This is a genomic window from Pseudomonas putida S13.1.2, assembly GCF_000498395.2.
Classification (GTDB): domain Bacteria; phylum Pseudomonadota; class Gammaproteobacteria; order Pseudomonadales; family Pseudomonadaceae; genus Aquipseudomonas; species Aquipseudomonas putida_Q.
Window position 1 is genome coordinate 2,379,130 of sequence record NZ_CP010979.1, and the last position, 22,701, is coordinate 2,401,830.

The 22,701-nt window shown below is 63.8% G+C and carries 10 protein-coding genes and 2 pseudogenes; 5 read left to right on the forward strand and 7 right to left on the reverse strand.

The genetic code is table 11. The features are described 5' to 3' along the window. Window positions 1-122: 122 nt before the first annotated feature. On the reverse strand, window positions 123-1,610 hold the full coding sequence (locus N805_RS10805) for a PLP-dependent aminotransferase family protein (protein ID WP_019472142.1): 1,488 nt from the start codon (window positions 1,608-1,610) through the stop codon (window positions 123-125). Between N805_RS10805 and N805_RS10810 the strand changes: the two are divergent. Continuing rightward, a pseudogene (locus N805_RS10810) lies at window positions 1,611-3,379 on the forward strand (M24 family metallopeptidase). Between the two features lie 29 nt (window positions 3,380-3,408). Here the strand turns inward: N805_RS10810 and N805_RS10815 are convergent. Further along, window positions 3,409-4,344: a LysR substrate-binding domain-containing protein gene (locus tag N805_RS10815; RefSeq protein WP_019472144.1), complete on the reverse strand. Its 936-nt coding sequence runs from the start codon at window positions 4,342-4,344 to the stop codon at window positions 3,409-3,411. Between the two features lie 134 nt (window positions 4,345-4,478). Here N805_RS10815 and N805_RS10820 point away from each other — a divergent pair, with 134 nt between their 5' ends. The 4 genes and pseudogenes from N805_RS10820 (at window position 4,479) to N805_RS10835 (ending at window position 16,547) form a co-directional block, all read left to right on the forward strand. After that, window positions 4,479-5,780: an NAD(P)/FAD-dependent oxidoreductase gene (locus tag N805_RS10820; protein WP_019472145.1), complete on the forward strand. Its 1,302-nt coding sequence runs from the start codon at window positions 4,479-4,481 to the stop codon at window positions 5,778-5,780. Window positions 5,781-5,821: 41 nt separating this feature from the next. Beyond that, window positions 5,822-6,910, forward strand: coding sequence for a polyamine ABC transporter substrate-binding protein (locus N805_RS10825; RefSeq protein WP_019472146.1), 1,089 nt, complete (start codon window positions 5,822-5,824; stop codon window positions 6,908-6,910). A 174-nt stretch (window positions 6,911-7,084) separates the two neighbouring features. Next, window positions 7,085-15,729 (forward strand): annotated as a pseudogene (locus tag N805_RS10830) (GH36-type glycosyl hydrolase domain-containing protein). A 92-nt stretch (window positions 15,730-15,821) separates the two neighbouring features. Further along, window positions 15,822-16,547 (forward strand): Crp/Fnr family transcriptional regulator, encoded by a 726-nt coding sequence (locus tag N805_RS10835; RefSeq protein ID WP_019472148.1) that lies wholly within the window; start codon window positions 15,822-15,824, stop codon window positions 16,545-16,547. A 161-nt stretch (window positions 16,548-16,708) separates the two neighbouring features. On the opposite strand, the gene N805_RS10840 is transcribed toward N805_RS10835, so the two are convergent. The 5 genes from N805_RS10840 to N805_RS10860 all read right to left on the reverse strand — a co-directional run bounded on the left by N805_RS10840 (window position 16,709) and on the right by N805_RS10860 (window position 22,694). Continuing rightward, complete coding sequence (locus N805_RS10840) at window positions 16,709-19,132, reverse strand: TonB-dependent siderophore receptor (protein WP_019472149.1); 2,424 nt, start codon at window positions 19,130-19,132, stop codon at window positions 16,709-16,711. A gap of 72 nt (window positions 19,133-19,204) precedes the next feature. Continuing rightward, window positions 19,205-20,164, reverse strand: a complete 960-nt coding sequence (locus N805_RS10845) for a FecR family protein (protein WP_019472150.1) — start codon at window positions 20,162-20,164, stop codon at window positions 19,205-19,207. Beyond that, complete coding sequence (locus N805_RS10850; RefSeq protein WP_019472151.1) at window positions 20,157-20,681, reverse strand: sigma-70 family RNA polymerase sigma factor; 525 nt, start codon at window positions 20,679-20,681, stop codon at window positions 20,157-20,159. The genes N805_RS10845 and N805_RS10850 overlap by 8 nt, the downstream gene beginning before the upstream one ends. A gap of 729 nt (window positions 20,682-21,410) precedes the next feature. Beyond that, the gene (locus N805_RS10855; protein ID WP_019472152.1) at window positions 21,411-21,797 is read right to left on the reverse strand and encodes a cupin domain-containing protein; all 387 of its coding nucleotides are present in this window, start codon (window positions 21,795-21,797) and stop codon (window positions 21,411-21,413) included. A gap of 72 nt (window positions 21,798-21,869) precedes the next feature. Beyond that, window positions 21,870-22,694: an AraC family transcriptional regulator gene (locus N805_RS10860; protein ID WP_019472153.1), complete on the reverse strand. Its 825-nt coding sequence runs from the start codon at window positions 22,692-22,694 to the stop codon at window positions 21,870-21,872. Window positions 22,695-22,701: the final 7 nt, after the last annotated feature.

Consider the following 22,701-nt stretch of genomic DNA (forward strand, 5'->3'; position numbering starts at 1 on the left):
CAAGCCCCTGTGGGAGCGGGTTTACCCGCGAAGCAGGCGACCCGGTGTATGGCACCGGCTATGCCGGTGTTCGCGGGTAAACCCGCTCCCACAGAGCCCTCATCCGGGCTTGCATCTTGATTTTATCCCGCGGCAAAAGCGCTCCACGCCTGTGCCAAACGCTGGGTGGCCTGCCGGATCTCATCCATATCCAGCGAAGCAAACCCCAGGCGCAAGGCATTCTCGGCATGACCAAACGGCGAGAACTGGCGGCCGCTGCGCACCACCAGGTCCAGCGCCAGCGCCTTGTCGACCAACTGGTCCACATTGATCGCGTCGGCAAACCGCACCCACAGCGCCAGCCCACCTTCCGGCTCCTGCACGGTAATCTGCTCGCCAAACGCCTCGTGCAGGCACGCCAACAGGGTCTGCCGACGCCGACGGTATTCGCGGTTGACCCGGCGCAAGTGCTTCTTCAGCTCGCCATCATTGATCAAGTCCGCCAGCATCCGCTGCATCACCGCATCGCCCTGCCCCAGGGTCAGCGTGGCCCTGCGCTCCAGCACTGCTGTTACCTCCACCGGTGCGACGATATAGCTGCAACGGAACGTGCTGCCCAAGGGCTTGGACAGTGTGCCGATGTAAATCACATGCCGCTGCTGGCGATCGCTGGCCAAAGGCAGATAGGGCCGCCCGGAAAAGTGGTATTCGTAGTCGTAGTCTTCCTCGACCACGCAGAAGTCGTGCAGCCGCGCCAGCTCCAGCAACTGCTGCCGGCGCCCGGCTGGCAAGCTGACCGTGGTCGGAAACTGGTGATGGGGCGTCAAGTACATCATCCGCACATTGTGCTCCCGGCACAGGGCATCGATCTGGTCCACCCGGCAGCCCTCATGGTCCAGGTCCACGGTCACCAGTCGGGCCCCCAGCTGGCGGAAAATCTCCCACGCCGGCGGATAACTCAGGCGCTCGACCAGCACCGCATCCCCCGGCTTGAGCAACACGCTGGCCAACAGGGTCAGCGACATCTGCACACCCTGGGTCAGGCAGATATGCTCGGCGCCAACGTTCAGGCTGCGGTTGTGCCTGAGCATGTCGGCCAAGGCGGCGCGCAGGTACAGGCTGCTGCAATCACTGCCGTGGCGCACGCTGTTGCTGGCAAAGCTGTTGCGCAGGGCATTGCGGTAATAGCGATGCAGAACAGCCTGGGGCAGCAGGCGATGGTCACAGGCACCATTGTCGAAGAACAAGGCCTCTGGCCGCCCTTGCTGCGCCGCAGCCCGTTCGTTTGCCTCGAAATAGGCAACGGTGGGCTCCTCTGGCAGCGCCAAGGCGAAGGAGCGCGAGGCGGTGGGCGCCGTGATTGTGCCAGTCGCCAGCTGCTGGCTGACGAAGGTGCCCCGGCGCTGCACGCTCTGCAGCCAGCCTTTGGTTTCGGCTTCCTCATAGGCAAGGATCACCGTCTTGCGGTTGACGTTCAGCAGTTGCGCCATCTCCCGCGTGCCCGGCAACGGCGTGCCAGGGCGCAGGCGGCCCTCGCTGATCGCGGCCACCAGGCCCTCGACGATCTGCCGGTACGAAGCCTGCGCCCCATCGAGCCTGAGCAGTGGCTGCCATTTGCGAAGCTGGACCATGTGAATTATCCAAAACTGGAGGTTCTGCTGGTCCTGAACTATAGCAACAATCGAACCTTCAATTGCCCCGAGAGGTGTTCATGCAAAACCGCCACGTCATCGAATTGTCGCCCTCGGGCAAAACCTTCGAAGCCAGCCACGAGCTGCTGCTCGACGCCATGCTCGCCAGCGGCCTGCCGGTACCGTTCTCCTGCCGCCGCGGCGCCTGCGGGTCCTGCAAGGTCAAGGTAGTGTCGGGGCAGTATCAGGACAAGCAGCGAGATGCGGACACCCCCGCGCCCTGCTACCCCCTGGCCGCCGACGAGATGCTGCTGTGCCAGAGCCACGCTTGCAGCGACATGCGCCTGGAGATCCCCGGCTGGTCCCTGGACGCCCCTTCGCTGGCGTTCCACGCGCAGGTTCACAGCAAGCGCGAACTGAGTGCAGATATCGTCGAACTGGTGCTGCACCCTGCTCAACCACTGGAAGTGCGGGCTGGCCAATACGTAAGGTTCCGGCTCGACAACGGTGACAGCCGCTGTTTCTCCATCGCCAACCTACCCGCTCAGGACCAGGGGCAACTGGTGTTTCACATCCGCAAGGTCAGCGGCGGCGTGTTCACCGAAGGCCTGCTGCCCACCCTGCAAGCAGGTGCCGTACTGAACCTTGAAGGGCCGGTCGGCGCCTGTACCTGGCAGCACGAAGGGCAACGCCCACTGGTGCTGTTTGCCACCGGCACTGGTTACGCCGGCATCAAGCCCTTGTTGCTGAGAGCCCTGGCCCACGGTGCCAAGGTCACGCTGTACTGGGGTGGGTCATCGACGGCGGACTTCTATGACCTCGCGTTTCTCGAACAGGCCAGCCTTGAATACCCCCACTTTCGCTGGCACCCGGTGCTCTCGACTGAGGCACGCGTGCAGCAGGTGGCGTTGGGCCAGGCGCATCAGTGGGCCGACACCCAGGTCTATGCCTGCGGCAATGCCGCCATGATCAGCCAGGCCCGTGAACTGTGCCTTGCCGCCGGCGTACAACCCCACCGATTTGTCGCGGAGGCCTTTGTCGCCAGCGGCGCACTGGCACCCCAGGCTGCAACCGCCAACACCCTGCACCCAGAGCTGGAAAAGGTCGGCCCACGCTACTCGCTGGATGGCATGCTCGCTGCCCGCGAGCAGTCAGTGCGGTCCGTCGCCGCGATCGCCAGCCAACTGCGCGTCGGCATGACCACCGCCCAGGCACTGGAGATGGCTGCGCAAACCTTGCAAGCAATGGGTGCGTCCCACACCTGGCACCCCACCTACATCCGCTTCGGCGACGACACCGTGCGTACACCGCGGCAAGGCATTGACCTGCAACGTGTATTACGTACTACGGACATTGTCGTCGTCGACGTCGGCCCGGTATGGGATGGCTACGAAGGCGACTATGGCGACACCTTCGTGTTTGGCCAGCACGACCTGCACCACGCCTGCGTCAAGGCACTGCACGAAGTGTTCGACGAAACCCGCCAGGCCTGGGGCCGTGGGCTGACCGGACGCGAGCTGTATGACTTCGCCGAACGCAGTGCCCAGGCCAAGGGCTGGCAGCTGGAACGTAACCTGGCCGGGCATCGCGTCGCCGACTTCCCGCATGTGCTGTATGGCCAGGACAAGCTGGCCGAGGTGGAAATCGTCCCGAGCGAGGTGGTGTGGGTACTGGAAATACAGTTGTGCCACCCCACCGAACCGATCGGGGCGTTTTTCGAAGACATTTTGATTGCTGAAGGCAAGCAGACCATGGCAAGGGTCGCTTGACCGACCCTGCAAAACCGGGCGCGTGTCGATCAATCCAGGTTTACAGGCCGGGGCCGGTGTTCTTGCAAAACCGTCTGTTCCACCTGCTGCTCGAACCACTTCAGCACGGCTTGGCACGCGGGGTGGGCAACGCCGCTGTCCCTTAGCCACAGGGCATACACCCCGCCAGTCTTCAGCGCCTCGCCGAAGGGCACCACCAGGTCGCCGCGCACCAAGGCATCGTGGGCCAGCATTCGGTCAGTCATGGCGATGCCCATGCCGCGGGCTGCCGCGTCCAGCGCCAGGTCGTCCAGATTGAACAACAGCTCTTGGTACTTGTGCTCGGCCGGGGCCTGCTCGGCCTTGAGCCACAGGTTCCATTCGTAGCGCGAAGTGGAGCCGTGGATCAGCGCATGGTCGACAAGCTCCGCCGCGCACTTGGGCGGGGCGCGGCCGTCGCCCAGCACGGGCGCACAGACCGGGATGAGGTACTCGTCGAACAGCGGCGTCAACGGGCGTTCGTCCAGGCCGCCTGGTAGGTAAAGCACATATGCGTCGCAGTCGCCGCCGGTGTCTACCAGGTCGCCGCCGACCGTTTCAATCGACAAGGTCAGGCCTGGGTTGAGCGCATAGAACGAGGTCAGCCGCGGCAGCAGCCAGCGTACCGCCAGCGACACGAACATGCGCACGCGAAATGGGCGGTCCAGTGGCGTCGGCGCCAGCTTTTCCTCCAGCGTGCGCAGGGTTTGCAGCATGCCCTTTGCCACCCCGTACACCTCGTGCCCATGGGCGGTCAGCGCGACCTTGCGGCTGGTGCGGTCGAACAACGTTGTGTGGAAATGCTCCTCAAGTTGCTGGATCTGCCGGCTGATGGCGCTCTGGGTCAGGTGCAACTGGCGTGCAGCCTCGGTGAAGTTGCTGGTGTCGGCTACCCGGACCAGGGCCTGCAACGCCTGGAACGATGGCACACGAAGGTTTTTATCCATGCAAATTCCGAATGGATGAATGAATTATTAGCGTTAGAAATTGCGCTTTGGCCCTCGTAAATTGGAGCCAAGACGCGCTTTCGCGGGCAATAGCCAATAACGCCTGTGCATCGATACTGAAGGAGTGACACGCAATGAACAACCACTGTGGCTGGATTGCGCTGGCCGGTGAATTGCCGCAGCGGCCGCGCCTGCAAGGCATTCATAAGGCCGATTGGCTGATCATCGGCGGTGGCATAACCGGCCTGTCCGCAGCCCATGCCCTGGCCCGCCGTTTTCCGTCGCAGCGGATCGTACTGCTGGAGCGCCAGCGGGTCGCCCAGGGCGCTTCGGCACGCAACTCTGGCTTCGTGGTCAGCCACGAGCTGCCAGGTGCTGGCGAACTGATCGGTACAGCAGGTTTTTCCGGCTATCAGGTCGCTTCGCGCATAGGTGTCGCAGCGGGTAATGAAGTGCGCCAGCAAATCCAGGCACTGGCTATCGACTGCGAGCTCAGCGACCACGGCTACCACTTCGCGGTACACGAGCCTGCCCATTTGCAGCAGGCCGAGCAGGCACTGGAAACCCTTCGTGCCGTGGGTGCCCAGGCAAGCTACCACGAGGGAGAAGCGCTGCAACGGCGCCTCGGTACCGCGTTCTATTCACGCGCGATCCATTGTGCGGGCGGCAACGGCCTGATGCAGCCGGCGCGCTACGTCAAAGGGCTGGCCGACGGCCTGCCAGAGCAGGTGGAAGTGTTCGAGCAAAGCGCTGTGACCGACTTGCGCCGTCGCCCTGGCAAGGGCTGGACTGCCCGCACCGAGGCTGGCGAGGTCGAGGCCCGGCAAGTACTGGCCTGTGTCGGTGCGTTCCTGCCCAGGGTCGGACTCAGGCGCAGCGGCACTTTCCCGCTGGAGCTGAGCGCAAGCATCACCCGCCCGTTGACCGGGGCGCACTGGCAGCAGCTGCTCAACGAACAGGGCTGGGGCGTGCTGTCTACCTTGCCGGGCGGCTGCACCCTGCGCTTGCTGCCGGGGCGCCGCCTGCTGATTCGCAACACCGTGGAATACCGTCAGCACGACATCGACCGCCGTGGCCTGGTGGTGCGCCAAGGTTCACACCTGCAGGGTTTGCAGAAGCGCTTCCCCGGCATCACCGCACAAGATCTGCAATACACCTGGACCGGCCACCTCAGCGGCACCCGCACAGGCGAGCCGTATTTCGCCCGGGTCGCCGACGGCCTGCATGCCGTGGCCGGCTGCAATGGGTCCGGCGTTGCCCGCGGCACCTTGTGGGGCCGCCTGCTGGTCGAAATGGCACTCGGCATCGACTCGCCGTTGCTCGGCGACGTGCTGGCTCAGGCCAGCCCTGGCTACCTGCCGCCCCGCCCGTTCTTCGACCTGGGCGCCAAGGTGCGCATGGCCTGGGAAGTACGCCGCGCGCGGCTGGAACGCTGACATTCAAACTACCTCGCAAACAAGAACAAGAGAGCGATCCCATGATCAAGCACACTTGCGTGGCCCTGTTGTCCTCAGCATTGCTGGCTGCGGCAGTGCAGGCCGCAGAACGGGTCAACATTGCCAACTGGAGCGGCTACATTGCCGACGACACCCTGGCCGAGTTCACCCGGCGCACGGGTGTCCAGACCACCTACGACCTGATCGACAGCAATGAAACCACCGAAGCCAAGCTGATGACCGGCAACAGTGGCTACGACCTGGTGAGCCCGTCCAACCATTTCCTGCCGCGGCTGATCAAGGCGGGTGCCATCGAGGAGCTGGACCGCAGCAAGCTGCCTGGCTGGCACAACCTCGACCCGAAGCTGATGAAGATCCTGGAGGCAAGCGACCCGGGCAACCGCTATGCGATCCCGTATATGTGGGTTACCACCGGCATCGGCTACAACGTCGACAAGATCAAGGCCATCTTCGGTAGCACCGAGGTGACGCAATCCTGGAGCCTGCTGTTCAAGCCCGAGAACATCCAGAAGCTGAGCCAGTGCGGCGTGGCGTTCCTCGACAACCCGACGCAGATCATCTCGATCACGCTCAGGACCCTGGGCCTGGACCCGCACAGCGAAAAGCCAGAGGACCTGAAAAAGGCCGAAGCGGCACTGCTGGCGGTGCGGCCCTACATCAGCTATTTCCATCAGTCCAAGTACGTCAGCGACCTGGCCAATGGCAACATCTGCGTAGCGATAGGTTTCAGCGGCGATGTGCTGCAGGCCATGGGCAGCGCGCAGCAGGCAGGCAACGGGGTGAACGTGGGCTACAGCATTCCGCACGAGGGCTCGACCGTGGCGGTGGACATGGTGGTAATGCCCAAGGGCGCACCGCATCGGGAGAATGGGTATGCGTACCTGAACTACCTGCTGGAGCCGAAGGTTATCGCCAGTATCAGCAATACGGTGAAATACCCCAACGGCAATGCGGCGGCGCTGGAGTACATCACGCCTGAGCTGCGCAACAACCCGGCGGTCTACCCGCCCGAATCGGTACTCGATACGCTGTTCCCGATCAAGACCTTGTCGCCGGCAGGGATGCGCTCGAGTACCCGGCTGTGGACACGAGTGACTAGCGGGAAGTGATGTAACGACCAAAATTCGTCCAGCCCCTCCATGGTGTGCCACAGCGGCGCATTGGACATCGGCGATACAGCCCGTGCGCAGGCCAAGGCGGGTCTGTTCGCTACCGTACAGACGCTGCCCGGGCGATCGCCGCAGACTGAATGCTGAAAGGCCAGATCGGCAACCCGGCATACCATGGACAATCCTTGGCTTCTCGCACGCAGCTACCTTCGGCGCCTGTACGCCCATGCGGGGCGCTGGCGCTCGCCCCGGCACACCTTCACCTATGAAAGCCTGCTGCGCTCGGAGCTGTACAACGCCGACCAGATGGCCGAGCACGGTCTGCGGCTGGCCCATCAGCACCGTTTGCGCCAGCGGCCGGCCAACGACGCCCTGCTTGACCGCCTGGCCGACAACGAACGCATGCTCTCTGCCAGTTGCACCGCCCTCGCCGCCGCCCTGCCCGGCTCCCGCCCGGCGTTACCTGCCGCGCAGTGGCTGCTCGACAACTTTTACCTGGTCGAAACCCATATCCGCATTGCCAAGCACGACCTGCCGGCCAACTACAGCCTGCAGCTGCCGCAGCTGGACAACGGCGCCTCCACCGGCCTGCCGCGTGTCTACGACATTGCCCTGGAGACCATTTCCCACGGTGACGGGCGGATCGACGCCGAGAGCTTCAGCCGTTTCGTCGAGGCTTATCAGCAGGCGTGCACCCTGACCCTGGGTGAGCTCTGGGCCATCCCGATCATGCTGCGCCTGGCCCTGATAGAAAACCTGCGCCGTGTAGCGGCGCGGGTCATGGCCAACTGGGCTGACCGCGACCTGGCCAATGTCTGGGCCGACCGGCTTGGCGAAACCGCCGAGCGCGACGCCAAGAGCGTGGTGCTGGTGGTCGCCGACATGGCCCGGTCGCAACCGCCGATGACCGCCGCCTTCGTCGCCGAGCTGGCCAGGCGGCTGCAGGGCCACAGCGCTTCGCTGACCCAGCCGCTGCTGTGGGTGGAGCAGATGCTCAGCGAGTCGGCGCGCAGCATCGAGGGCCATGTCCAGCTCGATGCCCAGCAGCAGGCCATCGACCAGGTGTCCATCAGCAACAGCATCGGCAGCCTGCGCCTGCTGTCGACCATCGACTGGAAGGCGTTCGTCGAACACCTGAGCCATGTCGAACAGGCGCTGCACCGCGACCCGGCGGCCATTTACCCCGCCATGGACTTCACCAGCCGTGACCACTACCGGCACAGCGTCGAGCGCCTGGCGCGCCATAGCGCATTCAGCGAAGTCGCGGTGGCGCGCACGGCCGTCGAACTGGCCCAGGCAGCAGGTGCCGCGCCGGGTGAACCGGCTGAGCATGTGGGTTTCTACCTGGTGGGGGGCGGCCTGCCGTTGCTGGAGCAGCGCCTGGCCGTACGGGTGCCGCTGGCCGAGCGCTGGCAACGCCTGCTGCACCGGGCGCCGCTGGCATTCTACCTGGTACCAGTGACGCTGCTGTCCTGCCTGCTGGCATGGGGCTTCATGCGCGCCATTGGCCAGGAGGGCTGGCCTTTGGCGGTGCTGGCCGCCATGGCCCTGCCGGTTCTGCTGAGCACCAGCCGTCTGGCCATCGGCCTGGTGAACTGGCTGGTGACACTGACCGTCAAACCCTCCTTCCTGCCACGGCTGGACTACACCGGTGGTATTCCTGCAGACGCCCTCACGCTGGTGGTGGTGCCCACCCTGCTGGCCAATGCCGGCGATGTCGAAGAGCTGGTCGAAGGCCTGGAAGTACGCTTTCTGGCCAACCGTGACGAGCACCTGCACTTTGCCCTGCTCAGCGACTTCATGGATGCCCGTGAACAAAACCTGCCCGAAGACCAGGCACTGCTCGACCTGGCCAGCGAAGGTATCCGTGCCCTCAACCACAAGTACCCCAGCACGGGCGGTGCGCGCTTTTTGCTGTTTCACCGGCCTCGCGTATGGAACGCCGCCGAGCGCTGCTGGATGGGCCGCGAGCGCAAGCGCGGCAAGCTCGCCGAATTGAACGCGGTGTTGCGCGGCCACGGCCACGCGTGCTTCATGCGGATCGTCGGCGACCTGCAAGCACTCGGCCACGTGCGCTATGTCATCACCCTGGACACCGACACCCAATTGCCTCGCGGTGCCGCCCGGCAATTCATCGGCGCCATGCAGCACCCGCTCAACCGCGCTCGCTTCGACGCACACACAGGTCGCCTCGACGCAGGCTACGCGATTCTGCAACCGCGGGTGGGCATCAGCCTGCCCAGCGTGTCGCGCTCGCGCTATGCGCGCCTGTTTGGCAGTGACGCCGGTGTCGACCCGTACACACAGGCCGTTTCGGACGTTTATCAGGACCTGTTTCTCAGTGGCTCTTTCATTGGCAAAGGCATCTATGCGGTGGATGCTTTCGAGCAGTCTCTGGAGGGCCGTTTTGCCGACAACCGTGTACTCAGCCATGACCTGATCGAAGGATGCTATGCGCATTCGGGCCTGCTCAGCGATGTGCAACTGTTCGAAACCTACCCGGCCCGCTACAGCGCCGACAGCAAACGCCGGCACCGCTGGATACGCGGCGACTGGCAGCTGCTGCCGTGGCTGGTGCCGTGGCTGCACACCGGCACCCATGGCCTGGCGCTAAGCCCGCTCAGCGCTTTGTCGCGCTGGAAGATTTTCGACAACCTGCGCCGCAGCCTGGAGCCGGCGGCGCTGCTGACGCTGCTGCTGTGGGGTTGGCTGGCGAGTGCCACGCCGCTTGCCTGGACACTGGCCCTGCTGGCCTTGCTGCTGACGCGCCCAATGCTGGACTCGCTGCTCGAACTGCTGGGCAAGGCCACTGATGTACCTGTGTCAGAACACCTGCTGGCAGCGTTGCACACTTCGGGCACCTGTTTCTTGCGCGCCGGCCTTTCACTGGCCTGGTTACCCTTCGAGACCTGCTACAGCCTGGATGCCATCCTTCGCACCTTGTGGCGGCTGGGCGTCAGCAAACAACGCCTGCTGCAATGGAACCCCTCACGCGAGGACGAACGCTGCAGCGCAGATACCCTGCAGGCGGTGTATCGCCAGCAATGGGGGCAACCGGCCCTGGTGTTTGTGCTGACCGGTGCCTTGGCGATGCAGCCGACGGTACTGCTGATTGCCTCGCCGGTGCTTGTCCTGTGGCTGCTCGGCCCTGCGCTGGCGTGGTGGCTCAGCCGACCAAGTGACCGGGCCGCCCTCACGCCGGGCACCGAAGACCTGGTCTTCCTGCATCGACTCGCCCGCGCCAACTGGGCCTTCTTCGACAGCTACGTCGGCCCTGCCGACAACTGGCTGCCACCCGACAACATCCAGGCGCCGCCCTTCGCCAACATCGCTCACCGCACCTCACCGACCAACATGGGCATGGCCCTGCTCTCGCACCTGGCGGCCCATGACTTTGGCTACCTCAGTGCGGGCCGCCTGTTCGAGCGCCTGGCCTGCATGCTCGACAGCATGGCCCGCCTGGAGCGTTTCAAAGGGCACTTTTACAACTGGTACGACACCCAGGCGCTCAAGCCGCTGTCACCGCTGTATATCTCGAGCGTGGACAGCGGCAACCTCGCCGCCCTGCTGTTGACACTCAGGCCCGGGCTGCTGGAAATGGCCGACACGCCCCAGCTCGACCGGCGCTTGACCCAAGGTTTGCTCGACACCCTCGACACGTTGCTGGACGCCTATGCCCGCACAAGTGCGGACACCCAGCCGATCACGGCCCTGCGCGAGCAGGTGCGGCTCGCCCATGGCCAAGTGGGCGACGGATACGCCACGCTGCTGCCGATGCTAGTCGAACAATTGCAGCCGCTGATCACACAACCGGCTGCCTTGGCGCCCGGCACAGAAGCTGCTGACGATTGTGCGTTCTGGCTGAATGCCCTGAATGAGCAATGCCTGGACCTGAGCCGCGAACTGCAGCAGCTGCAATTGCCCCCCGGTAACGATCAGGCCCCCCACGCTCCGCTGACCTGGCGCCAGCTGGCACAGCTCGACGCAGACCAGTGGCCGCCCCCGAGCGCCTGGCGGTGGCCAACGTCAGGGCAGTTGCCCGCCAGCGCATCGCCCAGGCACAGGCCCTGGCCAGCCGCATTGAAGCGTTGGCCAGCATGGACTTCACCTTCCTGTACGACAACCACCGCGACCTGTTCGCCATCGGCTACAACGCCGACGAACACCGCCTGGACGCCGCGTTCTATGACCTGCTCGCGTCCGAGATGCGCCTGACCAACTTCGTCGTCATCGCCCAGGGCCAGGTGCCCCAGGACAGCTGGTTTGCCCTGGGCCGGCTGCTCACCAGCAATGCCGGCGTGCCTGTGTTGCTGTCCTGGTCCGGCTCGATGTTCGAGTACTTGATGCCGCTGCTGGTGATGCCGAACTATGAGGGCACCCTACTCGACCAGACCTGCCACGCCGCCGTCAAACGGCAGATCGAACACGGCAAGCTGTCGGGCCTGCCCTGGGGTGTCTCGGAATCGGCCTACAACGCGCTGGACGCACATTTCAACTACCAGTACCGGGCGTTCGGCGTACCGGGGCTTGGCCTCAAGCGTGGCCTGGGTGAAGAGCGCGTGGTGGCGCCCTATGCCAGCGCACTGGCCCTGATGGTGGCGCCCGCTGCCGCCTGCCGCAACCTGCAACGGCTGGCCACGCTTGGCCTGGCTGGCCGCTTCGGGCTCTACGAGGCCGTGGACTACAGCGAGGCACGCCTGCCCCCCGGGCAAGACGCCGTCGTGGTCCGCTCGTTCATGGCCCACCATCAGGGCATGAGTTTCCTGGCCCTGACCGCTTTGCTGCTGAACAAGCCCATGCAACGGCGCTTCGCCTCCGACCCGCAGTTCCAGGCCAGCATGCTGCTGTTGCAGGAGCGCGTGCCGAAAACCGCTGCGCCCTACTTGCATACCCTCCAGGCCCCGGCCGAGGACACCGCCGAGCGCGACCCCGAGGCACGGCTGCGGGTGTTCAAAGAGCCAAACCGGGCGCAACCGGCCGTACAACTGCTGTCCAACGGCCGCTATCACGTCATGGTCAACCACGTGGGCAGTGGCTACAGCCAGCGCAACACGCTGGCGGTGACCCGCTGGCGCGAAGACGCCAGCCGCGACGACCTGGGCAGCTTCTGCTACCTGCGCGATGTCGCCAGCGGCGCCTACTGGTCCACCTCCTACCAGCCGACACGGCACCGCACAAAGCTGCAGGAGGCGATCTTCAGCGACGGCCGCGCGGAGTTTCGCGTGCGCCAACGCGACTTCGACTGCCATACCGAAATTGCCGTTTCGCCCGAAGACGACATCGAACTGCGACGCCTGCACCTGACCAACCATGGCGACCTGCCCCGCACCCTGGAGCTGACCAGCTACGCCGAAGTGGTGCTGGCGCCGGCCTTGAGCGATGCCCTGCACCCGGCTTTCAGCAAGCTGTTCATCCAGACCGAACTGATCCGCCCGCTGCAAGCCATTCTCTGCACGCGACGGCCGCGCTCGCAGCAGGACGCCGTACCATGGATGTGCCATGTGCTCGCGGTGCACGGGGCGGACATCGAGGCGCTGTCCTACGAAACCGATCGGGCCCGCTTTATCGGCCGAGGGCGCACCCTGGCGCGGCCGGCGGCCATGGACCCAGACAATGAGGTGTTGTCCGATAGCGCGGGGGCGGTACTGGACCCGATCGTGGCCATCCGCTGCCGCATCACCCTGATGCCCGGCCAGGCGACCACGGTTGACCTGGTCACAGGCGTCGCCGACAGCCGCGAGGCCTGCCTGCAGCAAGTCGCCAAGTACCGCGACCGGCACTTGGCCGATCGGGTGTTCGACCTCGCCTGGCCGCACAGCCAGGTATTGTTGCACCAGCTCAACGGTTCGCTGGCCGACGCCCGGCTGTTCGAACAGATGGCCGCCTCGGTGCTGTACCCCAACGCCAGCCTGCGGCCCAACGCGGCGCTACTGGCCAGCAACCGGCGCAACCAGTCCGGCCTGTGGGGCCAGGGGGTGTCGGGCGACCTGCCGATCGTGCTGGTACAGATCGGCGACCCGGCCAACATTCATCTGGTCAAGCAGATAGTGCTGGCCCATGCCTACTGGCGCCAGAAGGGGCTCGCGCTCGACCTGCTGATCTGGAACGAAGACCAGGCCGGTTACCGCCAGCAACTGCAGGACCTGATCATGGGGATCGTCACCTCCGGCAGTGAAGCGGCCCTGCTCGACCGCCCCGGCGGCATTTACGTAAGGCCTGCGCAGCAACTGTCTGCCGAAGACCGGCTGCTGACTTTGTCGGTAGCCCGGCTGGTGCTCAACGACAATCTCGGCACGCTGGAAGAGCAACTGCACCTGCGCCGCCAGCCAAAGGTCCCGGCGGCTGTTCCGGCCAACCCTGTCAGCCGCCGGCCGGCACCTGCCAGCCACTCGCCGGCCGAGCAACCCACGGTGAGGCTGGGCAACCGTTATGGCGGGTTCAGCACCGACGGCCGCGAGTACGTCATTGCGCTGCTACCCGGCTCACCGCCACCAGCGCCATGGGTCAATATCCTGGCCAACCCGCAGTTCGGCAGCGTGGTCTCCGAGGCCGGCAGTGCTTACACCTGGTACGAGAACGCCCACGAGTATCGTTTGACGCCCTGGCACAACGACCCGGTTACCGACGCCAGTGGCGAAACCCTCTACCTGCGCGACGAGGACACCGGCGAGTACTGGTCACCGACGCCGCAGCCCTGCCCAGGCCCTGGCCGTTACTGCACCCGCCACGGCTTTGGCTACAGCGTGTTCGAGCATGTCGAGCCAGACCTGCGCAGCGAGCTGTGGGTGCATGTGGCGCAGGATGCGCCGGTCAAGTTCAGCCGGCTCAAACTGCACAACACGTCGGCACGGGTACGCCGTTTGTCGGTGACCTGCTTCGTCGAGTGGGTGCTGGGCGACCTGCCGAGCAAAACCGCCATGCACGTTGTCAGTGAGCCCGACCCTTTCAGCGGCGCGCTGTTTGCCCGCAACAGCTACTCAGTGGAATTTTCCACGCACGTGGCGTTTCTCGATTGCGACCTGCCGATACAGGGCATGACCTGTGATCGCGGCGAATTCCTGGGGCGCAATGGTGATTGCCAGGCGCCTTTGGGTATGCGCCAGTCACGGCTGTCGGGGCGTACCGGCGGCGGTCTGGACCCCTGCGCGGCATTGCAAGTGGCGCTGCAGCTGGAGCCTGGCGAAAGCCGGGAGGTGGTGTTCCGCCTGGGCGCCGCCCGGGACGCCCGCGCTGCTACCCGCTACGTGCAGCAGTACCGGGGGTTGCAGGCCGCCATGGACGAGTTCGACAAGGTCAGCGCCTACTGGCGGCGCACCCTGGACACCGTGCAGATCGAGACGCCGGAGCCTGCACTGGATGTGCTGGCCAACGGCTGGTTGATGTACCAGGTGATCGCCTGCCGGTTCTGGGCGCGCAGCGGCTTTTACCAGTCTGGCGGTGCCATCGGTTTTCGCGACCAGTTGCAGGACAGCATGGCCATGGTCCATGCCGCGCCAGCGGCGGCGCGTCAACACCTGCTGGCCTGCGCTGCGCACCAGTATGCCGAAGGCGACGTGCAGCACTGGTGGCACCCACCGTTGCAGCGCGGGGTGCGTACCCGCTGCTCCGATGACCTGCTGTGGCTGCCGCTGGCCGCCAGCCGCTACGTAGAGGCCACCGGGGACTACGCCGTGCTGGACGAGCCAGTCGGCTATCTGGAAGGCCGCGCGCTAAACGCCGGGGAAGAGTCCTACTACGACCTGCCTGGCCACTCGGCCCTGGTCGAGAGCCTGTATCAGCATTGTCAGCGCGCCCTCGGCCACGCCTTGCAATGCGGGGCTCACGGCCTGCCATTGATGGGCAGCGGCGACTGGAACGACGGCATGAACAGGGTCGGCGAACAAGGGCAAGGCGAAAGCGTGTGGCTGGGCTTCTTTGGCCATGAGGTGCTGCGGGCATTCGGCTGCGTCGCCTTGCGCCAGGGCGACAGCGCCTTTGCGTTGCGCTGCACCACCCAGGCCGCCGCACTCGCCGAAAAACTGGAAGCGCACGCCTGGGACGGCGGCTGGTATCGCCGCGCCTGGTTCGACGACGGCCAGGTACTGGGGTCGGCGAGCAACCAGGAATGCCGCATCGACTCGCTGGCGCAAAGCTGGGCGGTGCTGTCGGGCGTCGCTTCGCCCGAACGTGCCCGCCTGGCCATGGCGGCGCTGGACAGCCACCTGGTACGCCGTGACATCGGCATCGTCAAACTGCTCGACCCACCCTTCGACCAGGGCCAGCTGGACCCTGGCTACATCAAGGGCTACCTGCCAGGGGTGCGTGAAAACGGCGGGCAGTACACCCATGCGGCCATCTGGGCGAGCATGGCCTACGCGCACCTGGGCGATGCCGACAAAGCCTGGGAACTGCTGCGCCTGATCAACCCGGTGCGCCAGGGCTGCGACGCGTTGATCGATACCTACAAGGTCGAACCCTATGTGATGGCCGCCGACGTCTATGCGGTTGCGCCCCACGCCGGGCGGGGTGGCTGGAGCTGGTACACCGGCTCTGCCGGCTGGATGTACCGCTTGATCGTCGAAAGCCTGCTGGGCCTGCAACGCAGTGGCGACACCCTGCACCTGCAGCCGCTGTTGCCGGCAGGCTGGCCGGGTTATGTCCTGCATTACCGCTTCGGCAGCACCCATTACCGCATCGAGGTACGCAACGGCAACGGCAGCGAACTGAGCCTGAGCCTGGACGGCGAACGGCTTGTCGACGCCAAGCTTCGGCTGAAGGATGACGGGTGCGAGCACCACGTCATCGCCGAGTGTCGGGCCTGCTCGTTGCCTACCATCTGAACCGTTGGGCGCATCACGGCAGCACTGGCGCAAGCCTTGGCCCCGCTAGGCTAATCTTGTTCCGACAGCCGCTGCCATCGATGGTCCCACGCATGCAACACACGGTAAAACCCCAAAACAACCACTTGCTGGCTGCCCTGTCGCCAGAGGCGTTCAGCCGGTTGGCGCCGGACCTGGAGCACGTCAACCTGCCCCTGGGCAAGGCGCTGTACGAGTCCGGCGACACCCTGTGCCACGTCCACTTCCCGGTCGATGCCATCGTGTCGTTGCTGTATGTGATGGAAAACGGCGCCTCGGCCGAAATTTCGGTGGTCGGTAACGAAGGGCTGGTTGGCATCGCCGTGTTCATGGGTGGCGAAAGCACCCCCAGCCGGGCCATCGTGCAAAGCGCCGGGCATGCCTACCGTCTGCCCGTGCAAAAGATCAAGGACGAGTTCAACCGCCATGGCGAGTTGATGACCTTGATGCTGCGCTACACCCAGGCACTGATCACCCAGATGGCACAAACAGCGGTGTGCAATCGCCATCACTCCATCGACCAGCAATTGTGCCGCTGGTTGCTGTTGTCGCTCGACCGCCTGCCGGGCGACCGCTTGTGCATGACCCAGGAACTGATCGCCAACATGCTCGGCGTGCGCCGCGAGGGTGTGACCGACGCCGCCGGCAAATTGCAGCGCCTGGGGGTGATCGAGTACAACCGCGGGCAGATCAGGGTGCTGGACCGGGCACGCCTGGAACTGCTGAGCTGCGAATGCTACGCAGTGGTGAAGAAAGAAACCGAACGACTGCTGCCCTACCTGCCGGGCACCCAAGGTTGAAGCCTTGGGGGGCCTTGGGCTATCGACCTGCCAGGCCACTCAGCTCGTGTCATCTCCCAAATGACCCTGCGCAACGGGTTGGCAACTGCTTTGGGAACCCGCATGATGATCCGACAGGCTTCACGCATGTAGCGCATGCGGATCATCCAATACCCACGGCATCAATATTGGTAGCGTAGGGTTACTGCGACATTGCGCGGATCACCATAGTACAGGCCACCAAAGTTGTTTGAAGTTGGCAAGGACTGGTAATAGACCTTGTCCAAGGCGTTGTTGAGGTTGTACTGCACGCTGAACTGTTGATTGATTTGATAATGGGCGTGCAAGTTGAGCAAGGCGTAGCCACCTTGTTTGATGGCATACCCGCTGACATCGGCGGCGGTGCGGCTCTGGGCATACACGTCGCCACCCACTCGCCACTGGTCGAGGGCACCGGGCAAGCGGTAGTCCGTCGACACCTTTAGCAGGCGGCGCGGGATCTTGCGATAGTAGTCCGAGCCCTTGCTACTGCCAGCCACATATTCTGGATCGCTGTAGGTGTATCCAGCGCTAAGGTTCCAGTTCTCCAGTGGTTCGCCTGAAATCTCCAGTTCAAAGCCGCGGTTACGCACTTTCGCGCCGGCTTCATAACATTTGCTGGTACCCGTCACGCCACAGGTTGGCGACACCGACAGGGCTTCGGGCATGTTCTCCAGGTTGGTCTGGAAAATGGCCAGCGTGGTGTTCAGGCGGCCATCGAAATACTCACCCTTGATGCCGGTTTCGTAGTTGTCGCCCTCGATAGGGTCAAGCAAGGTGTTACCGACACCGTAGTAACTCTGAGTCTTGTAGATCTCGGTGTAGCTGGCATACCAGCTGTGATGCTTGTCCAGGTCCAGTACCAGCCCGGCATACGGCACCAACCGGCCATTCTCCCGGTATCGATCATTGGTGTACGGGCTGGCCACCTCGTAGTCCGACCAACTCACCCGCGTGCCGAGGATCAGGCTCAGGTCATCCGTGAGGCTGAAGCGCGAGGCACCGTACAGGCCTCGCTCCTTGCGCTTGTAGTTGTAGTCCGAGCCGATCGCATTGAGGATGGGGCTGGGCAGAGCGCTGTAGTCGAAGTCGGTGATGGTGATCGTGGGGTTGTTGACCGCGCTCTTGATGACGGCAGTGAACTCGTCCTGGCGACTGTTGGCCCCCAACATCAATTGGTGCCTGCGCCCGAACAGCTCAAATGGCCCGGTTGCATAGAGGTCCAGCGCGAACTGGGTGTCTTCGTAGTCAGCCTGGGAGACGGTCATGCGATAGTTGTCGCCCGATACCCGGCTCGGATAGGCCGAAAGGAAATCGGCGTTCGACCAGATCGCGTTCATGGCCAAGGTCAACGTCCATTCGTTGTCAAACTTGTGCGTGACATCGCCGAACAGTGTGTAGTTGTTGCGATCCAGGTGGGCCCACTTGCCGTTGAGGTTGGTGGAGCGCGATAGCGGGTAGAAGGAGCCGTCACTGCGGGTATTCAGGCCGCCCCAGTCATAGCCGTTCTGGTTGTCCTTCTGAAGGGTGGCACCTAGCGTCAGCACGGTGGAGTCGTTCAGATCCGCCTCGCCGACCAGATACAGCAACTGGTTGTCCCGCTCGGCGCCGTCCCGGTAGCTGTTGGCGTTGTTGTAGTAGGCTACTGCGCGGCCGCGAATATTACCCGTGGCGGTCAATGGCCCGGAAACATCCACCTGACTCCGGTAGTTGTCCCAGGAGCCTGCACCCAATTCCGCGCCCAGGCGAAAGTCCTGGGTCGGCCGCTTGCGCACGAGGTTGATCGCCGCCGACGGGTTGCCCGTGCCCTGCATCAGGCCGTTGGCCCCGCGTACAACTTCGACACGGTCGTAGAGGGCCATGTTCGACGTGGACATGACGTCCATCGAGTAGTTTTCCGAGATGTTGGTCGGAATCCCGTCATATTGCAGATCGCTGATCTCGAAGCCACGCGCGTAATAGGTGGAGCGGTCAGTGCCGATCTTGGTCAGGGTGATACCGGTTGCCGTGCGCGCGATATCGTCCAGGTTCTGGATGTTCTGGTCGTCCATCTTCTTGCGGGTGATCACCGTCACCGATTGCGGGGTTTCCCGCAGGCTCAGGGCCATCTTGGTCGCCGTATTGGTCGATCCTGTGGTGTAGGAGCCGCTATCCTCGGTAATCGAACCGGGTGTATTGCCGGCAATGGTGGTCGCTGCAAGGTTGACTGCGCCTGTGACCGGTGCGGCCTGCTGGAGTTGATAGCCATCTTCGGTCGGGCTCGCTACCAGTCCAGAGCCCGACAGTAGCTGTGCAAAACCGTCATCGATGGTGAAGCTGCCGTGCACACCGGGGCTGGTCAATCCTTGCACCTGGCGGGACTCAAAAGAGATGGGCGTTGCGCTGGCCTGGGCGAACCGACCCAGGGCTTCGCCCAACGGCCCGGTAGCGATGTCATAGCGCTGCAGGGATTGCTCGGCCAAGGCACTGGCAGGCACTGCCAGTGGTGCCGTACAAAGTGCCAGGCGCACGGCCAGGTAAAGGCCGTGCGCGGCAGAACGGGTCAGCGCTCGAATCGGCGACTTCATGTTTTCGATACTCCTATGGTGTTGGCCATGGGAGGACGGACGAAATTCGAAAACACGAAATGATTATTGAAACTATTTCCGCCCCGCATCGGGCTTCAGGGTTACCCGGGTTATCCAGGGGGTGTACTGGCTGACCTGGATCGGCAAGGTGCGTTGCAGCAGCCGCAATGCCTGGCGCGGATCATCCAGCGGCAGCATCACCGTCACCTGTAGCCCTGCGAGGGCAGCATGATCGGCCCACAGCAGGCCTGGGTAGTGGCGCGACAAGCGCGTCAGCACATCGCTCAGTGGCTCATCTTCGGCCAGCAGCTGGTGCTTGTGCCAAGCCTGTTCAAGGGCATCTGCCCGTACCTGTTCGACGTTGCCTGGGCCTTGTGCGCCAAGACGTACGCGCTGGTTGGCCGTCAGCTTCAGTGAGTGGCCGGCACTGCTGATGGCGGTGGTCGACTCGATCATGGTCACTTGCGTCGAGTCGCCCTGCCGCGCCACCGTGAAGCGCGTGCCAAGCGCACGCACACTGCCATGTGCAGTCACTACCAGGAATGGGCGAGGGTCCTTGGCCACATCGACCAACACTTCGCCCCGCAGCAGCTCGACCCGGCGTTCACCTGCATCAAAATGCACGTTCACGGCCGAGTCCCCGTCCAGATGGATTTCGCTGTCATCGTCTAGTCGGCGATCAAGCCAAGCGCCCCCTGAGGTGCTCAGGTCTGCCAGCAGATATCCCTGTTGCCAGCAAGTCGTGGTGATCCAGGCCATGGGAAGCAGGGCCAGCGCCAAGGCCAGGGCCTGCATCTTGCTGGCCTGGCGCGCGCGTGGTGCGTGGCGGAGGGCTTTTCCGGCAGCCTGGCGGGGTAGTTGCTGCAACGAACTCAGGCGCCCTTGCAAGCGCGCGACCGCTGCCGCATGTTCAGGGGCCGCGCTGATCCATGCCTGGAATTGCGCCTGTAACTGCACGTCGGCCTGGTCGTCGAGTAGCACCAGCCAGCGCGCAGCCTCGCGCAGGACCGAATCGGCAGCCTGGTCAGGCATCGCTCACCTCCATGGCAGCGTCGCAAGCCAGCATGGCCTCGACTAAATCGGCCTGTACAGTCCTCACCGAAATGCCGTGATGACGTGCTATGTCATCCTGGGACAAGCCTTCAAGGTGACGGAGGATAAAGGTTTCGCGAACTCTGTGCTTCATGCGTGACAGCGCTCGGTCGATACATTCCAGCAGCTCTATGGCCTGCAGGATTTGCTCGGGCGAGAACGCCTGCTCCATATGCTCGACACTGGCCTCAAGCGCCTCCCTGTATGCCTGCTCCAGGCGCAAGCGGCGGCCGTTGTCGATCAGGATACGGCGCGCAATGGTCGCAAGAAATGCACGAGGCTCACGAGGGGAAGCATATTGCCCGGCGGTGAGTACACGGTAGAACGTGTCCTGGGCGAAGTCTGAAGCCTGATGCGGACATTGCAGGCGCCGCCGCAGCCACGCCACCAACCAGGGGTGGTGCCCCGCATACAGCTCGCCAATGGAATCGGAAGAAGGTGGTCGAGGTCGGTCCATGACAAAGGGCTGCAAATGAGAATTAATCTAAGTTATCACTTATGCAGGAGCCTCGCCATATGCTTGTCAACCGCTGGCGGCTGACCACCGTCGACCCATTGCGGACGGTACATGCCTTGGCGGTAGTGCGGTGTTCGGACGTGTTCGCCGGGAAATTTACAGCGCCTGTCAGATCGAGCGCCGCCCGCGCGGCGCATCGCGAGCGGCGCTCGCTCCTACGCTTGTTTCGGGCCAATTATTCCTGTGGGATTTGCGCGCGAACGCCTTGGTGCATGGCTCGATATCGCGTCGTACCAACAAGGCGGTCGCGCACGCCTGTCACAGGCATTACTGGCCCGAAACAAGCGTAGGAGCGAGCGCAGCTCGCGATGCGCCGCGCGGGCGGCGCTCGATCTCATAGGCGCAGACGATGTCACGGTGAACGTTCGCAATGGGTCGATAGCGGCCATTCAGGACCGGCCGCTTTCGACCCAAAGCAGACATCTGTAACCGGGGCCGCTTCGCGGCCCATCGCCGGCAAGCCGGCTCCCACAGGTACAGCGCATGGCTGAAGGCCGGTGATATTCCTGTGGGAGCCGGCTTGCCGGCGATGAGGCCGGTACTGACTAAAGAGCTTTGGATCGCTGGCAGCTATGGGTCGAAAGCGGTCGATCGCGAAGCGGCCCCTCCATGCCGGATAGGTGTCCGCTTCAGACCTGAAGGCAGCTAGCCAATATTACAGACGTCAACTCAGATCCAGACGTCATTCACAGCCGTTCGCTCCCCCCCTTCATGACCGGTATTCAACACGCCTCGCGGCTCGATCATCATGAGTTTCGTCTCCGTGTCTGCCGCTGTTCTGTGCTCTACCCCACGCGGCACCACATACAGCTCGCCCGGCTTCACATGCACGCAGCCCTCTGGGAGATCGATGCGCAAGAGGCCTTCGAGTACCAGAAACGCTTCATCGGTCTCGGGGTGCGAGTGCCAAATGAATTCACCTTGGATGCGAACCACCTTGAATTGGTAGTCGTTCATTTCCGCGACCACCCGTGGACTCCACTGTTGCTCGATAAGCGAAGCTTTTTGGGTCAGTTTCACAGGCTGCGGTACGCATTGCTGATGTATGCCGGACATGGCAGATCCTCTCTGGTTGGAGCGACCAGCCTATCGAATGGGCAACACGCCTTTCTTGTACGATCCTGCAACTCAGCGAGAGGCACGCAAGCGTTCCAGCCAACGCAAAGGCGGTACGCCGTAGGTGCGAGTGAAGTGCCGGGTCATGTGGCTTTGATCGTGAAAGCCTGCGGCGAGGGCGGCATCGACCAGGGTGAAGCCATCCAGGATCAGCCTGCGAAAACTATCCAGGCGCCGTAGCGTGACAAACCGGTAAGGGCTGGTGCCGTAGAGGGCGCGAAAGTCCCGCGACAAGCTCCATTGCTCACGCCCGCTGGCCTGTTCGAGCATCTCCAGCGTGATGCCTGCGTGCAGATGCTCCATGATGAACGCTCTGGCACGCTCGGCGCTGCGGTAGTCCATGCGTTTGCGGCCACGTGGCTTACCGCCGACGGCACGCAGCGCCATTGCCAGGTCATACACGGCGTCCTGCTCCTCCAGTGTTTCCAGAGGATGGTCCAAGGCTTGTACGAACGCCTCGCTGGCGCGGTACAAACGCGGGTCGCAGGAGAGCCCGCCGGCGATGAAAGGCAACGGTTCGCCCCCGAGCACGTTCTGGATCAACGACGGGTCGATGTAGGCCATCCGGTAGCGAAAGCCCACCTCCGTGCCGGCCATGCCGTCATGCACTTCATCCGGGTGCAGCACAAGGGTGTTGCCTGGCACGCCGTGGCACAGCGCCCCCTTGTAGTGAAAGCTCTGCACACCGGCAAGGGTACGGCCTATCGAGTATGTGTCATGACGATGCGGGTCGTAGCCATGGCCACCAAACCAGGCTTCGATGCGCTCTACGCTGCCAGGCGTGGTGCTGCGTATGACCCAGTCAGAAGTGGATGACGGGTTTGCTTTTCGATCCATGAGTATG